15 protein-coding genes are annotated in these 14,260 nt (G+C 65.6%); 5 read left to right on the top strand and 10 right to left on the bottom strand.

Annotation, left to right across the window (positions count from 1 at the left end; all coding sequences use genetic code 11):
* Positions 1 to 26: 26 nt before the first annotated feature.
* Together ABIC76_RS05255 and ABIC76_RS05250 are read left to right on the top strand one after the other, a co-directional pair.
* Positions 27 to 383, top strand: a complete 357-nt coding sequence (locus ABIC76_RS05255) for a RidA family protein (RefSeq protein WP_343548831.1) — start codon at positions 27 to 29, stop codon at positions 381 to 383.
* A gap of 13 nt (positions 384 to 396) precedes the next feature.
* On the top strand, positions 397 to 1,650 hold the full coding sequence (locus ABIC76_RS05250; protein ID WP_354533200.1) for an NAD(P)/FAD-dependent oxidoreductase: 1,254 nt from the start codon (positions 397 to 399) through the stop codon (positions 1,648 to 1,650).
* 49 nt (positions 1,651 to 1,699) lie between these two features.
* On the opposite strand, the gene ABIC76_RS05245 is transcribed toward ABIC76_RS05250, so the two are convergent.
* Entirely contained in the window at positions 1,700 to 2,359 is a 660-nt protein-coding gene (locus ABIC76_RS05245; protein ID WP_354533199.1) for a glutathione S-transferase family protein, read from the bottom strand.
* A 256-nt stretch (positions 2,360 to 2,615) separates the two neighbouring features.
* On the opposite strand from ABIC76_RS05245, the gene ABIC76_RS05240 reads away from it, so the two are divergent.
* Positions 2,616 to 3,971 carry a polyhydroxyalkanoate depolymerase gene (locus tag ABIC76_RS05240; RefSeq protein ID WP_354533198.1) on the top strand — a complete coding sequence of 452 codons (1,356 nt, stop codon included), beginning with the start codon at positions 2,616 to 2,618 and terminating at the stop codon, positions 3,969 to 3,971.
* Positions 3,972 to 4,060: 89 nt separating this feature from the next.
* Positions 4,061 to 5,260, top strand: a complete 1,200-nt coding sequence (locus tag ABIC76_RS05235; RefSeq protein ID WP_354533197.1) for a cupin domain-containing protein — start codon at positions 4,061 to 4,063, stop codon at positions 5,258 to 5,260.
* Here the strand turns inward: ABIC76_RS05235 and ABIC76_RS05230 are convergent.
* The 8 genes from ABIC76_RS05230 to ABIC76_RS05195 all read right to left on the bottom strand — a co-directional run bounded on the left by ABIC76_RS05230 (position 5,191) and on the right by ABIC76_RS05195 (position 12,703).
* Positions 5,191 to 6,666, bottom strand: a complete 1,476-nt coding sequence (locus ABIC76_RS05230) for a M81 family metallopeptidase (protein WP_354533196.1) — start codon at positions 6,664 to 6,666, stop codon at positions 5,191 to 5,193. The genes ABIC76_RS05235 and ABIC76_RS05230 overlap by 70 nt on opposite strands.
* Positions 6,667 to 6,685: 19 nt before the next feature.
* The gene (locus ABIC76_RS05225) at positions 6,686 to 7,939 is read right to left on the bottom strand and encodes a Zn-dependent hydrolase (protein WP_354533194.1); all 1,254 of its coding nucleotides are present in this window, start codon (positions 7,937 to 7,939) and stop codon (positions 6,686 to 6,688) included.
* 11 nt (positions 7,940 to 7,950) lie between these two features.
* Entirely contained in the window at positions 7,951 to 8,667 is a 717-nt protein-coding gene (locus tag ABIC76_RS05220; protein ID WP_045218983.1) for an ABC transporter ATP-binding protein, read from the bottom strand.
* The gene (locus ABIC76_RS05215) at positions 8,664 to 9,434 is read right to left on the bottom strand and encodes an ABC transporter ATP-binding protein (protein WP_354533193.1); all 771 of its coding nucleotides are present in this window, start codon (positions 9,432 to 9,434) and stop codon (positions 8,664 to 8,666) included. Before ABIC76_RS05215 ends, ABIC76_RS05220 begins: the two co-directional genes overlap by 4 nt.
* Positions 9,431 to 10,399, bottom strand: coding sequence for a branched-chain amino acid ABC transporter permease (locus tag ABIC76_RS05210; protein WP_045218988.1), 969 nt, complete (start codon positions 10,397 to 10,399; stop codon positions 9,431 to 9,433). The genes ABIC76_RS05215 and ABIC76_RS05210 overlap by 4 nt, the downstream gene beginning before the upstream one ends.
* Entirely contained in the window at positions 10,399 to 11,256 is an 858-nt protein-coding gene (locus ABIC76_RS05205; RefSeq protein WP_009240143.1) for a branched-chain amino acid ABC transporter permease, read from the bottom strand. The genes ABIC76_RS05210 and ABIC76_RS05205 overlap by 1 nt, the downstream gene beginning before the upstream one ends.
* An 84-nt stretch (positions 11,257 to 11,340) precedes the next feature.
* Positions 11,341 to 12,540, bottom strand: coding sequence for an ABC transporter substrate-binding protein (locus tag ABIC76_RS05200; protein ID WP_102065591.1), 1,200 nt, complete (start codon positions 12,538 to 12,540; stop codon positions 11,341 to 11,343).
* A 10-nt stretch (positions 12,541 to 12,550) separates the two neighbouring features.
* Positions 12,551 to 12,703: a hypothetical protein gene (locus tag ABIC76_RS05195; RefSeq protein ID WP_304540374.1), complete on the bottom strand. Its 153-nt coding sequence runs from the start codon at positions 12,701 to 12,703 to the stop codon at positions 12,551 to 12,553.
* Positions 12,704 to 12,895: 192 nt separating this feature from the next.
* Between ABIC76_RS05195 and ABIC76_RS05190 the strand changes: the two genes are divergently transcribed.
* The gene (locus ABIC76_RS05190) at positions 12,896 to 13,753 is read left to right on the top strand and encodes a FadR/GntR family transcriptional regulator (RefSeq protein ID WP_102065592.1); all 858 of its coding nucleotides are present in this window, start codon (positions 12,896 to 12,898) and stop codon (positions 13,751 to 13,753) included.
* A 4-nt stretch (positions 13,754 to 13,757) separates the two neighbouring features.
* On the opposite strand, the gene cynS is transcribed toward ABIC76_RS05190, so the two are convergent.
* Entirely contained in the window at positions 13,758 to 14,201 is a 444-nt protein-coding gene (gene cynS / locus ABIC76_RS05185; RefSeq protein ID WP_027679691.1) for a cyanase, read from the bottom strand.
* Positions 14,202 to 14,260: the final 59 nt, after the last annotated feature.

Below are 14,260 nucleotides of genomic sequence, written 5' to 3'. Positions count from 1 at the left end.
TTTTTTGTATCCACATCCGAATCGACATGACCGACATCCAACGCTTCCACACCAACGCCCGCATGAGCCAGATCGTGATCGCCAACGGCATCGTGCATCTGGCCGGCCAAGTGCCTGACGTCGACTTCAAGTCGATCACGGAGCAGACCAACAACATCCTCGCGCGCATCGACGCCCTGCTGGCTGAAGCGGGTGTCGACAAGACGCGTCTGATCTCCGCCAACATCTGGCTGACCGACGCCAAGCACTTCGCCGAGCTGAACGCCGCGTGGGAAGCGTGGGTGCCGGCCGGCCACGCGCCTACGCGCGCCTGCGTGCAGTCGGGCCTGATGCGCCCGGGCATCGATGTGGAAATCGCCGTCACGGCGCTGGCCAAGGGCTGAGGAGCCGATCGCCATGCGCTTTGACACCCTTGTGCTGGGCGCCGGCATTGTCGGCGTGTCGGTGGCGGTGCATCTGCAGAAACGCGGGCGCGCCGTCGCCCTGGTGGACCGCCGTGCGCCCGGCTTTGAGACGTCGTTCGGCAATGCCGGGCTGATTCAGCGCGAGGGTGTGTATCCGTATGCGTTTCCGCGCGACCTGTCGACGTTGTTGCGTTATGCGGGCAACACGTCGGCGGACGTGCATTACCACCCTGGCGACCTGCCCCGGTTGCTGCCGTTTCTCTGGCAGTACTGGCGCAACTCGCACCCCACGCGGCACGCGGCGATTGCGCGTGCGTATGCGCCGCTGATCGCGCACAGCGTGAGCGAGCACCGCGCGCTGGCCGAAGCCGCCGGCGCCACGCATCTGATCCGGCCCAGCGGCTGGATCAAGGTCTTCCGCAATGCCGCCACGCAAGACAAGGAAACGCGCAACGTCGAGCGCTGGCAACGCGAATACGGCGTCGCCTTTGAAGCGCTTGACCCGGCGCGCCTACGCAGCGTTGAACCGCATCTCGACACAGCGCTCCTGGGCGGCCTGCGCTATACAGAAGCGGATTCCGTGAGCGACCCGAACGCGCTGGTCACGGCCTACGCAAGGTATTTCGAGCAACTCGGCGGCCGCCTGTTTGAAGCCGATGCCAACACGCTCACGCCCAACGCCCCGTGGCTGTTGCAAACCAAGGAAGGCGAGCTGCGCGCAGACAACGTCGTCATCGCCATGGGTCCCTGGGCAGACGTCATCACCTCGCGCCTGGGCTACAGCCTGCCGCTGGCCGTCAAACGCGGGTACCACATGCATTACGCGCCCGCGCAAGGTGCGCAGTTGAACCATCCCGTGCTCGACGCGGACGGCGGTTATGTGCTGGCACCGATGGCGCGCGGCATCCGGCTGACGACGGGCGCGGAACTCGCCCACCGCGATGCACCGAAGACGCCCGTGCAGCTCAACGCCGTCGAGCCCGTCGCGCGCAAGCTCTTTCCGCTGGCCGAACGTGTGGATGCGGAACCCTGGATGGGCGCACGCCCCTGCACGCCCGACATGCTGCCGATCATCGGACCGGCGCCGCACCACGCAAACATGTGGTTCGCGTTCGGCCATGCACACCACGGCCTGACGCTGGGGCCGATTACCGGGCGATTAATTGCGGAAATGATGATGGGCGAAACACCGGCTGTGGATGTTCGCCCGTTCCGTGCACAGCGGTTCTGGGATGCAGCACGCTAGGACTTGATCGGCAGGTCACCGTCGCGCAGCGCTGCGGCCCGTGCCCGCCCTAGAACTCCATATCAAGCTCATCGATATCTGCCTGCTCAGCCTTCGCCCCGGCAATCCATTCGGCGACGTGCGGGTGTTCAAGCACGCGCATGCAGTACTCGGCGATTTCCGGATCGAGCTTGACGTCGTAGGTCAGGAATCGCATGACGACTGGCGCATACATCGCGTCGGCCATGCTGATGTCGCCAAACAGCCAGGGGCCGCCGTACTGGGCGAGGCATTCGCGCCAGATGAGCGTGATGCGTTCGATGTCGTGCTGCGCGCGGGACCAGATGCGGAAGTTCGGAAAATGTGCGCGCAGGTTCATCGGCAGTGCCGAGCGCAGCGCGCTGAAGCCCGAATGCATCTCGCCGCAGATCGCGCGGCAATGCGCGCGGGCATGTCGGTCGGCGGGTAGCAGCTTGGCCTCGGGCGAGAGTTCGTTGAGGTATTCGGCAATCGCCAGCACGTCCCACACCTTGCGGCCTTCGTGCGTGAGGCACGGCACCAGGATCGACGGCGACAGCAGCAGCAATTCCGCGCGCGATGAGGCGTCGATGGGCACGCTCACCGTCTCGAATGGCAGGCCGCTGAGCTTGGCCAGCAGCCAGCCGCGCATCGACCACGACGAATAGTTGCGACTGCTGATCGTCAGCGTTGTCAGGTCGACGGATTTCATATCGGTCCCCGGTTGTCCCCGTTTTCCAATCAGGTGCATGACCAGCGGCAGGCACCTTGCCGGTGCGCTGGTTGCACCCGCCCGCTGCAAGGACGCGTGCCACGCCGCACCCCGCGTGGATGCCGCGCAAAGCCTGTGCCAGTCATCATCAGCGCGGATGCGGTTTGGCGCCCACCGGCATGTGAGTTGGCACATGTATTGCCTGCTTCGTTCCACCGGCCTTGACGTGTCTTGCGACGCCATCACGGAAGCTGCCATGAACCTGCTCGCGTATCCCCTCTACCAGTGGCTGACCGAATGCCTGCGGCCCGCGCGTGCATGGGCCTCGTTCTCGCGGCTGGCGATGGCGCAGTGGCCACAGTCGACCGAGCATCCCACTGCCCGGGCAGTGGATGCGTGGCTCGAACTGCTGGAGTGCAGCGCGATCACGCACCGCCGCCCATCGTTCGGTATCGACAGCGTCGAGGTCGACGGCCGCGTGGTGCCGATCGTGGAAGAGACCGCGATGCAAACGCCGTTCGGCACCCTCGTGCACTTCCGCAAGACCACGCCCACGCCGCAACCGCGCGTGCTGGTTGCCGCGCCCTTGTCCGGGCACTTCGCCACGCTGCTGCGCGGCACGCTGCGCACGATGCTGGCCGATCACGACGTGTACGTGACGGACTGGCACAACGCGCGCGACATTCCGGTGTCAGCCGGGCGCTTCGGCTTTGATGAATACGTCGGCCACCTGATCGATTTCATCCGCCACATCGGCCCCGACGCACACGTGCTGGCCATCTGCCAGCCGACCGTGGCCGCACTGTCGGCAGTCTCGCTCCTGGCCGCCGACAACGACCCCGCGCAGCCCGCTAGCCTCACGCTCATGGCCGGTCCCATCGATTGCCGCGTCGGCCCCACCGCCGTCAATGAGTTAGCCAACAGCAAGCCGATCGAATGGTTCGAGAAGAACCTGATCGGCGTCGTGCCGCCCGGCTTTGCTGGCGAGCAGCGCCGCGTGTATCCGGGCTTCGTGCAGTTGAGCGCGTTCATGTCGATGAATTCAGAGCGCCACGTGCAGTCGTTTGAAGAGATGTATTACCAGCGCGCCAAGGGCGACCCTGCCAAGGCCGACACGATCCGCGCCTTCTACGACGAATATCTCGCCACGTGCGACCTCACCGCCGAGTTCTATCTGGAAACGGTCGAGAAGGTGTTTCAGCAATACGCACTGCCGCGCGGCGAATTGACGGTCGGCGGCCGGCTGGTCGAGCCGGCGGCGATCCATCGCACCGCGCTGCTGACGGTCGAAGGCGAGAAAGACGACATCTGCGCGGTCGGGCAGACCGTTGCTGCGCAGGATCTGTGCTCAGGGCTGCCGCCCTATCTGAAGACGCACCATGTGCAGGCCGGTGCGGGCCACTACGGCGTGTTCAACGGCAGCAAGTGGGAAAAGCAGATCTACCCGATCGTGCGCGCCACCATCCACGACAACGAGCCCTTCGACACCAGCACCACCGCCAGTGACGAAGACAACGCGCACCGCGTCACACTGCGGGCGCTGCTCGATGCGCGAGCGTCGAGCCAGGCCGTCACCCGCCGACGCTCGCGCAAGATGGCGCTCACGCACTGACTGTCAGCGAGGCGTCATTCAGCAGGGCGAGTATCGAAGCGGGGGCGGGTCATTCTCCATCGATGTTGATCGATTCACGGAGGGTTGCGATGAACACTCACACCACGGCGTTCCAACGCGCTTCGAGCCTGTTGCATCCGGGCGGCAATCCCATCCGCCTCAATACAGGCGACTTCGTTGCGGTCGATCGCCGCCAGGATGCCAGGTACGAAGCGACCTATCGCCCGCAGGCGCTGTACAGCCGCGCCGACGAAGGCTTTGCCGCCAACAACGAAGCCTTCCTGCTGCATGAGGTCGCCACCAACCGGCCGATCTACCTGGAAGACACCGGCCCGACCGATTTCCATCTGCATCTGCCGCCGGGCGCGTTTCAGTTCGTGCTGGTCACCTCGGGCGTATTTACGTTCGACTACGATGGCCGGCTGCATTACGTCGGCCCGGGCTCGGTGATCCTGCAAAGCGCGATCGTGCACCGGCAGCTTTTCTACACGTGGTCGGGCCTGTCGACCGAAGACAACCTGAGCACGCCGCAAACCGTGGTGCCCGACGCACTTTCCATGGGGTGCTCGGGCAAGTTTCTCGAAGCGTTCATCACCGATCCGACGACGTTTCCCAACCCGACGATTGTGCCGTCTGCGCTGATCGACGAAGCCGAGACGCCGCGCATCGCCTGGAGCCATCCGGCGCATGACCGGCCGGCCGGCGCCGACTTCTGGGTGCAAGACCCGCTGGAGTTGCATGCGCTCTACAAGCCGCTGGCCGGCGACTCCATCCGATCGCCCGGACCGGTCTACGTGCGCGACACCGGCATCGAAGCACCCAGCGGCGAGCTTGTGACGGGACACATCATTGCCACCGATCCGCGCGGCCAGTCGAGCCTCCCCAAGAGCCAAGCAGGGGCAGTGGACGCGGCGTCCTTCTCGAAAGGCGAGGTGGTCATCTACCGCGTCATTCGCGGCACGGCCGAATTCAAGGACAGCACGGGCAATACGCTTGAGCTGGCCGCCGGCGACGTGGTGACGGCAGGGCAGCATTCGGTCAGGCTCGTCGGCATGGGCGAAGACACGCAGATCCTCCGTCTCGGCCTGCTGAGCAACATCGAAAAGCTGCGCAGCTGGACGCGCGCGCAATGCGACGAGATCGACGGCCTGGCGGGCCGCATCATCAACAGGACGGAGACGCGCCCGCAACGGACCGAAGGTAAGCCGGTCGGGTATCTCTACGAAACCGTCGCGGCATCCAACGGGAACACGGGCCGCTTGAGCGTGGCAAACGGAAAGCGGGTGTAGTCCGAACTCGTCACGCCGCCGCCGTCGCACTCCACCACGGCCCTGGCAATGGGCACGAACACGGGCCGGCAATACATGCGCGACTTCAACAGCACGAAGCGCGCGGCATGCGGGTCCACGCCGATGTGCGTGAAGATGCCGAGGTCCCAATGCTCCTGCGGCGTCTCCGTGACGACGATCTGCGCGGCGCCGATGTCGAGCAGCGCCGTTCGCCCCATGCGGATGCGCTGGCCCGTGTAGGTGGGCCCCGTGATGGTGTATTCGCCGTTGCTGATGGCGACAACCCTGCCCGTCAGCGCACGCGGCACGGGGTAGATGCCGAGCTGCACGAGCGGCACCTTGTCGCCCACCGGCAGCGTGACCGTGGCACCCTCGCCCGCCTCGATCATCGCCGCGACGGCTTCCGGGTCGCACACCGGCCCGACAGCGATGCCGCTCAAGCCTTGCCGCAACGCTTCGTGCAGGACGTGCATGTCATCGCACGTGCCGCCCGACATGCAGTTGTCGCCGTGGTCGAGCAGCAGCACGGGGCCGCTGCCCGGGGCATCGGCCAACTTGGCCGCGCGCGCGATCGATTCGGTCAGCGGCTCGTAGCGGTAGACGAACCCTTCGCGATCGGCCCAGATGGCATCGGCAATGCGTTGCGCTGCAGCGTCGGCGGCATGTTTGTCGCCATTGCCGACCACCACGACGGAAAGGCACGGCGCGGCAATGTCCGCCAGCCCGAATCCGGCCAGGACCGACACGGCCAGCATGCCGTCGTTCTCGGCCTGTTTGGCGAGCGCCACGGCGCGGTACATCGCGCCTTCGTCGGTGCGGCTGCGCAGGGTGTGCGTGACCAGCGGCAGGCGGCGCCACGCGAGCACGGGGTTCGCGCGGCCGGCCAGCTTGTCGAACAGCAGGCGGCCGGCGTGCTCGCCGGTTTCGTACATGTCAACGTGCGGATACGTCTTGAAACTGACGGCGATGTCGGCCAAGTCAATGAACTTCTGCGTGAGATTGCCGTGCAAGTCGAGCGCGACGGCAATCGGCACATCGGGCACCACCGCACGGAGGCGTTCGAGCAGATCGCCTTCGCCGTCGTCGCTGTTCTCCGCGACCATCGCGCCGTGCAGGTCGAGCAACAGCGCATCGCACCCCGGCGCCGCCGCGACGATGGCGTCGCACAGCGTGGTGTACGCCTCGGCAGCGACGCGTCCGCTGGGGTTCGCTCCGGCCACGACGGGCACGACGATTTCCGCGCCCGCCGCCTCCGCCAGATCGATGAACGCACCGGCCGCCGTGCGCGTGCCCTTGGCGGCACGGTACGCGTCGGCGCCATAGTGCGGATGGAACGATGCCAGTGGCGTCGGCACCGGCGAGAACGTATTCGTCTCGTGATTGAAGCGGGCGATCAGGATGCGCATGGGCGGTCGGGGGGTTGTGTCAAACGCGGCCAGCGGCCTGCAGCATTGCGTGCAGCAGCACGTTGGCCCCGGCTTCCAGATGTTCGGGGCGGGCGTCTTCGATCTCGTTGTGGCTGATGCCGTCCTTGCACGGCACGAAGATCATCGCGGTGGGGGCCACGCGCGCCAGATAGACCGCGTCATGGCCTGCGCCGCTGATCACGTCCATCTCCGACAACCCCAACTGCCGCGCGCCGCTGCGCACCGCGTTCACCAGCGTGGCGTCAAACGGCTGCGGCGGGAAGTAGACGACCTGGCGCAATGCGATGTCGATGCCGCTGCGTGTGCGCAACTCCGCCACCGCCTCATGCAGTGCCGCATCCATGTCGGACAACACCGCGTCGTCGGCCGCGCGAAAGTCGATCGTCATCGATACCTGGCCCGGAATTACGTTGCGCGAATCCGGATGCACGCTCAGGCAGCCCACCGTGGCGCGCGCATGCGGCGGGCGCTCGAGCGCGATGCGGTTGGCAATGCCGACGAGTTCTGCAGCGGGCAGCAACGCATCGCGGCGCAGCTCCATCGGCGTGGGGCCGGCGTGCGCTTCCATGCCGGTCAAGACCACGTCGTACCACCGCTGGCCGAGTGCGCCCGTCACCACGCCGATGGTCGTGGCGTGCGCCTCCAGCACCGGCCCTTGTTCGATATGCGCTTCGAAGTAGGCACCGACGGGGCGGCCGCCGACAGGTTCGGTCCCCGCGTAGCCGATACTGCGCAGCGCCTCGCCCACAGCCACGCCGTCGCGGTCCTGCGCGGCCAGCACGGCGTCCAGCGCAAACTCGCCGATGAACGCGCCGGAGCCCATCATCACCGGCACAAAGCGCGAACCCTCTTCGTTGGTCCACACGGCCACTTCGATGGGCGCTTCCGTTTCGATGCCCGCATCGTTGAGCGCGCGCACGACCTCGATGCCCGCGAACACGCCGTAGTTGCCGTCGAACTTGCCGCCGGTCGGCTGCGTGTCGATATGGCTGCCGGTCATGACGGGCGGTAGCGCGTTGTTGCGCCCAGGCCGGCGCGCGAACAGGTTGCCGATGGCGTCCACGCGCACGGTGCAGCCCGCGGCTTCGGCCTGTGCCACAAAGAAATCGCGGCCTTGCCGATCGAGATCGGTCAGCGCCAGGCGGCGCACGCCGCCCTTGGGCGTGGCGCCGATGCGCGCCTGCTGCATGAGCGTGTCCCACAGGCGCGCGCCGTTGATGCGCAACGTGGTGTCGAGTTGGGTGGTCGTCATGATGTGTCCGTTTAAGCGGCCAGGCCGACGCCAAGGTAGCGGTCCTTGATGGCGTCGTCGGCGCGGAAGGCTTCGTTGGTGCCGGTGTAGACCACGCGGCCCTGTTCGATGATCACGTGGCGATCGGCAAGCTGCGTGCAGACTTCGAGGTTCTGTTCGACGAGCAGGATGGATACGCCCGCCTGCTTGATGACCTTCAGCTGCGCGACGATCTCTTCCACGATGACGGGCGCCAGACCTTCGACCGGCTCGTCGAGCATCAGCAGACGCGGATGGTTCATCAGCGCGCGGCCGATGGCCAGCATCTGCTGCTCGCCGCCGGAGAGGTTGGCACCGCCGTTGCGCCGCCGCTCATGCAGGCGCGGGAAGATGCGGTAGATGTCGGCCAGCTGCCACGGAGAATCCCGCCGCGCGCCGAGCTTGAGGTTCTCTTCTACCGTCAGCAGCTTGAAGATGCCGCGATGCTCCGGCACCAGGCACAGGCCCTGCGCGGCAATGCGATGCGGCGGCTGCCCAGCGATGTCCTTGCCGCGAAAGCGCACCTGCCCGCCACGCGGCGTCACCACGCCGGCAATCGTCTTCAGGGTGGTCGATTTTCCGGCGCCATTGCGGCCGAGCAGCGTCACGAGTTCGCCCTCGCCCACCGTGAGCGCCACGCCCTGCAGCACGTGGCTCTTGCCGTAATAGCCGTGGAGGTCTGCAACGTCGAGAATCGCCGTCGTCGTCATTTCTTGCCTCCCGTGATCATGTTGCCGAGATACGCGGCGCGCACGCGCGGGTCCGACCGCACGGCGTCGGGCGAGCCCTCCATGAGCACCTTGCCCTGCTGCATGACGGTGATCGTGTCGGAGATGTCCATCACGATGTCCATGTTGTGTTCGATCAGCACGACCGTGTGGTCCTGCGCCAAGCCGCGGATGAGCGCCTTCATGGCGGGCAGGTCGTCCACGCCCATGCCGGAGGTCGGCTCGTCGAGAAAGATCGCGCGCGGGTTGGCCGCCAGTGCCATGCCGACTTCCAGCCGCCGCTGCTGTCCGTGCGAAAGGGCGGCGGCCGGCGTGTCGGCCAGGCGCGGCAGTTCGAGCCGATCGAGCACGCGGTCGACCGTATCGATGCAGGCCAGATCGCCCTGCGGCAGGCGCCAGCCGTGCATGGCGCGACGCGGCGTGGTGCCGAGTGCGGCCAGGCGCAGGTTCTCGCGCACGGACAGGCTCGGGAACAGGCTCGTCACCTGGAACGAACGTGCGATGCCGCGCTGCACGCGCTGGTAGTCGGCTTCACGCGTCACGTCGTGGCCATCGAAGATGATGGTGCCGCTGGTGATCATGCGCGTACCCGTGAGCATGTGGAACAGCGTGGTCTTGCCCGCGCCGTTCGGGCCGATGACGGAGTGGACCGTGCCGGGCATCACGCGCAAATCGACCCCGCCCAGTGCGGTGAACTTGCCGTACTGCTTGACGATGCCGGTGGCCTGGAGGATGGGCGTGGTGGTCATGCGCGTTCCTCCTGCACCGCCGGTGCGTGACGCGGCGCGCGCACGCGCTGCCACAGCTTCTGCCCGAGCCCGAACAGCCCGCGCTGCATGAAGAGGCTCACCGCAATCAAGAGGAAGCCCAGCAGCATCAGCCAGCGCGGCCACAGGCTCGAGAGCCAGTCCGACAGCAACACATAGAACGCGGCGCCCAACACCGAGGCAAACACGTTGCCCGTGCCACCGATAACGGTCATCACCAGAATCATCTCGCTGACGTGGTAGTCGATATTGGCCAGCGGCGCGATGCCCGTGAGCATGGCGTGCAGGGCGCCCGCCAGTCCCGTCACCGCACCGGAGATGACAAACGCGAGCAGCTTGAAGGCGCGCACGTTGTAGCCGACGGCGAGCGCACGTTCTTCGTTGTCGCGAATGGCCAGCAGCGTGCGGCCAAACACCGATTCCGTCACGCGCTGCACGAGGAAGAACACGACGAGGAACAGCACCGCGACAAACGCGTAGAACGCCCACGGCGACGCTGCAAATGCCGGACGCGGAATGTCGAGCAGGCCGTTGTCGCCGCCTGTGAGCGACGGCGTGGTGTAGGCCAGGAAATAGAACATCTGCGAGAAAGCCAGCGTCAGCATGACGAAGTACGTGCCGCGCTGGCGGATGGCAAACCAGCCGACCACCGCCGCCACGACCGCGCCCACCACCACGGCCAGAACAAGCGCCACCGGCATCGGCAGCGCCAGTTGTGTGAGGCCGATGCCCGCGGCGTAGCTGCCGAGCCCGAAGAAGATCCCTTGCCCGAACGACAGCAGCCCCGTGTAGCCGAGCAGCACGTTGCAGGCCATCACGGCCATCGCGTAGACGAGCACTTCGGTGGCCAATGTGCCGGACCTCAGCACCAGCGGCAGCAGCAACGTCACGCCCAGCGCCAGCCACCAGAAGCGATGACGCGAAATTCCATGGAATGCGGCTTGCATCATCCCCTCCCCAGCAGGCCGTGCGGGCGCAGCAGCAGCACGGCCGCCATCGCCACGTAGATCATCAGCCGCGCGCCCTCGGGCCACAGCGTGCTCATCAGGCTCTGCACGATGCCGACCAGCAGGCCGCCGACCAGCGCTCCCGCAAAGCTGCCCATGCCGCCCACCACCACAACCACGAAGGCGACGCCGAGGGCCTCCACGCCCATGAAGGGTTCCGCGCCGCGAATGGGCGCAGCCAGCACACCGGCCACCGCTGCCGTCGCCGCGCCCAGTGCAAACATCAAGCTGAACAGGCGGAACACGTTGATGCCGAGCAGCGAGACCATCTCGGTCGATTCACTGCCCGCACGCACCGCGCTGCCCAGGCGCGTGCCCTCCAGCAGCCACCACAGCGCAAGCGCCAGCACGGCGGTAAAACCGATGACGAACAGGCGGTATTTTGGGTAGACGAAATCGCCCCACATCACCACGCCCTGCAAGGCATCGGGCGCCGGTACATCGACGCCCAGCGGCCCCCACGCCACGATGATGAGTTCCTGCACGACCAGGGCCAGGCCCACGGTGACGAGGATGTGGAATTCGTGCGCCTGTGCATAGACGTGGCGCAGCAGCACTTTCTCCGTCACCCACGCCAGCGCGCCGATGACGATGGGCGCGAGCACGAGCGCCAGCCAGAAATCCATGCCCATCTGCAGGGCCTGGAAGCAGAGATACGCGCCTAGCGCATAAAACGCGCCGTGGGCGAAATTGACGAAGCGCAACAGCCCGAAGATGATCGACAGCCCCACCGCCAGCAGGAAGTAGAGCATGCCGATCCCCACGCCGTTGACGACCTGGAGCAGGTAGACGTTCATTGCGTTGACCGAAATGGCACTCAGGAAGACAAGCGCCCGTGCTTCAACAGCTGAAGCCAGCCGGGCGTGCCGCAGATCAGACCCTCAGGCCAGCTTGCACTGCGTCTGTTCGACCGGCAGGAAGGCCTTGCCGACGGCGACCACTTCGGCGAAGTCGTCCTTGTCCTTCATGCGGTTCTTGGGCTTGCCCTTGAGCAGGTAGTAGTTCTTGAGCACCTGGTGGTCGGCCGCGCGAATTTCTTCGGGGCCCGTCAGGCCGTCGTACTTCATACCCTGCAGCGCGGCAATCACGGCCTTCGGATCGGCGCTGCCGGCCTTGGCCATCGCGTCGAGCAGGATCTTGGTGCAGGTGTAGGAGCCGGCGAGGCTGTAGTTGGGGTTGGTCTTGAACGCGGCCTGCGTGCGCTTGACCAGATCGCGGTTGGCGGGCGTATCGACGTCGTGCCAGTACTGCGCGCCGAAGTACACGCCGTCGCACAGGTCGGCGCCGAGCGATTCGAACTGCTCCAGGCCGGACGCCCACGCCACCAGGATCGTCGTGTTCTTCTTCATGCCGAAGCTCACCGCCTGGCGCAGCGTGTCGGACGATTGCGAGCCGAAGTTCAGAATCAGCAGCACGTCGGGCTTGGCAGCCATCGCGTTGGTCAGGTAGCCGCTGAATTCCTTCTCGGTGAGCGCGTGATAGCTGTTGCCCACATGCTCGATGCCCTTTTCCTTGAAGATGTTCTTGGCCGCCGACAGCAACCCGTCGCCAAACACGTATTGCGGCGTGATGGTGTACCAGCGCTTGGCCTTGGGCATCGATTCGATCAGCGGGCGCACGGTGCGCTCGATGGCGCCGTATGTGGGCACCGACCAACGGAAGGTCGCCCGGTTGCAGTCCTTGCCGGTAATTTCATCGGCGCCCGCGGTGGTGATGAACACCCCGCCGAACTTCTCCGCCTCCTTGCCCATCGCCAGCGATTCGGACGACAGGATGCCGCCCGCGAAGTAGCGCGCGTTCTTCTGCTGTGCGAGTTCCTGGACCTTGCGCACGGCCGTGGCCGGCTTGCCTTCGGTGTCGAGCACGCTGTACGCCAACGGGCGGCCCAGCACCTTGCCGTACTGCTCCACGGCCAGTTTCATGCCCAGGTCGGCGAATTTGCCGTTGGCGGCAAACGGGCCGGACATCGGCACCGGACAGCCCAGTTCGATGGCGTCGGCAGCCCACGCAGAACGGGCCTGCAGCAGCGACGTGGGCACGGCGGACAGCGCCGCCAGTTTGAGCAAATCTCGACGATTCAAAGCGCACTCCTCAAGTTCGTGTGAATACAGAACAGCGCTCGGAGCCACCACCGGCGGCAGCTTCCTCCTGGCCTTGACCGGCGAGGTTTTCGCCGACCATCACGTCGAGCAAGAACCAGACCAGTTTTTTATATTTGTTATGATAAATAGGCGAAATCATCATAGAAGCCGCATCGGCGATGCGTCAACGGCAAAGGCGTCGGTGTTTACTCCAAGGTGTGCGACACGGCCGCCCCGCACGACGATGTGGAAAACCGGTGCGCACGCACGATTGCGGGGCACACATGCACCACGCTGGCCAGTCGGCACGACGCGGCCCCGCAGTTAGAATGCGCGCTACAAGGAACGGACATCCATGGCCACACTCGGAGCAGGCAAGACGGCGTCGATCGGCATCCGCAAGCAAAAGCGCGCCGACCTCGTTGCCGAAGAACTCAAGCGGCTGATCACGCAGCGCAACCTCAAGCCCGGAGACAAGCTCCCGCAGGAGGTCAAGCTGCAAGAGACCTTCGGGGTCAGCAAGGGGACCATCCGCGAAGCGCTCAAGTCGTTGGAGGTGCAGGGGTTGGTGAGTGTGAGCACGGGGCCCGCCGGCGGCGGCACCATCGTTGAGGTGCCGTTGGACCGCACGTTCCAGCTCATGCAGAACTATCTGTTCTTCAAAGACATCGGCATTGCAGACGTCTACACCGTGCGGTGCCTGCTTGAGCCTGAACTTGCCGCGGGCGCGGTGCCGCATCTGACCGAAGACGATTTCCGGGCGCTCGAGCACACCATCGACCTGTGCGACCCAGCGTCGACCAAAGCCGCGGCGCCGCTGGACCAGCGCCAGGAAGACCTGAGCTTTCACGACATCCTGGCCGCGGCCAATCCCAATCCGATGCTGCGGTTCTGCTGCGAGCTGATCAACGAGATGATTCGGCAGCTTGTGGTGTTCGGCAACGAAACCTCGCCGAAGGACCACGCGAAGTTCGGCGCCTCCAACGTGAAGTTCCACCGGCAGATTCTGGATGCGGCCCGCGCGCGCGACGCCGACACCGTGCGTGAACTCATGAGTACGCACATGGACGACTGCACGCATCACGTCACGCGCATGAAGGGCCGCGTGCACGGCCGCCTCGTGCTCGACTCAGAGATGCCGCGCCGCCATCGGCCGCTGATCGACGATCACGACGATCACGACCACAGCGACCACAGCGAAGACCGCGCGTGACGGTTCAGTAAGTCTTGTAGGGCAGGAACTTGCCGCTCATGACGATGCGCACGCGATCGCCCTTGGGGTCGGGCTCGCGCTGGAGATCCATGTTGAAGTCGATGGCGCTCATGATGCCGTCGCCAAACTCTTCGTGGATCAGCGCCTTGAATGTCGTGCCGTACACGCTGATGAGTTCGTAGAAGCGGTAGATCAGCGGATCCGTCGGCACGGCCGTCGGCAGCGAGCCTTTGTACGGCGGCACCTGCAGCAGCGCGACGGCCTCTTCCGACAAATCCAATGCCGCGCCCACGGCCTTGGCCTGTGCTTCGGTCAACGTCATCTGACCGAGCAACGCAGCAGTGCTCCACTCCTTGCTGTGGCCGATCACCTCGGCCAACTGGGCCCAGCTCAACTGCTTCTTGATCTTCTGCAGGACGATCATTTCCGTCACATCTTCGCGTTGCATATCGGCACCTCCGGTGGGTTGAGGAAACGGCGCGCAGCATGAGCAAGGTCGATGCCATG

The sequence above is a fragment of the Ralstonia sp. 1138 genome, from assembly GCF_040544795.1.
In the GTDB taxonomy this organism is placed as follows: Bacteria; Pseudomonadota; Gammaproteobacteria; order Burkholderiales; family Burkholderiaceae; genus Ralstonia; species Ralstonia flatus.
Note: the sequence above shows the minus strand (reverse complement) of the source record. Positions and strands in the feature narration are given on the sequence as shown.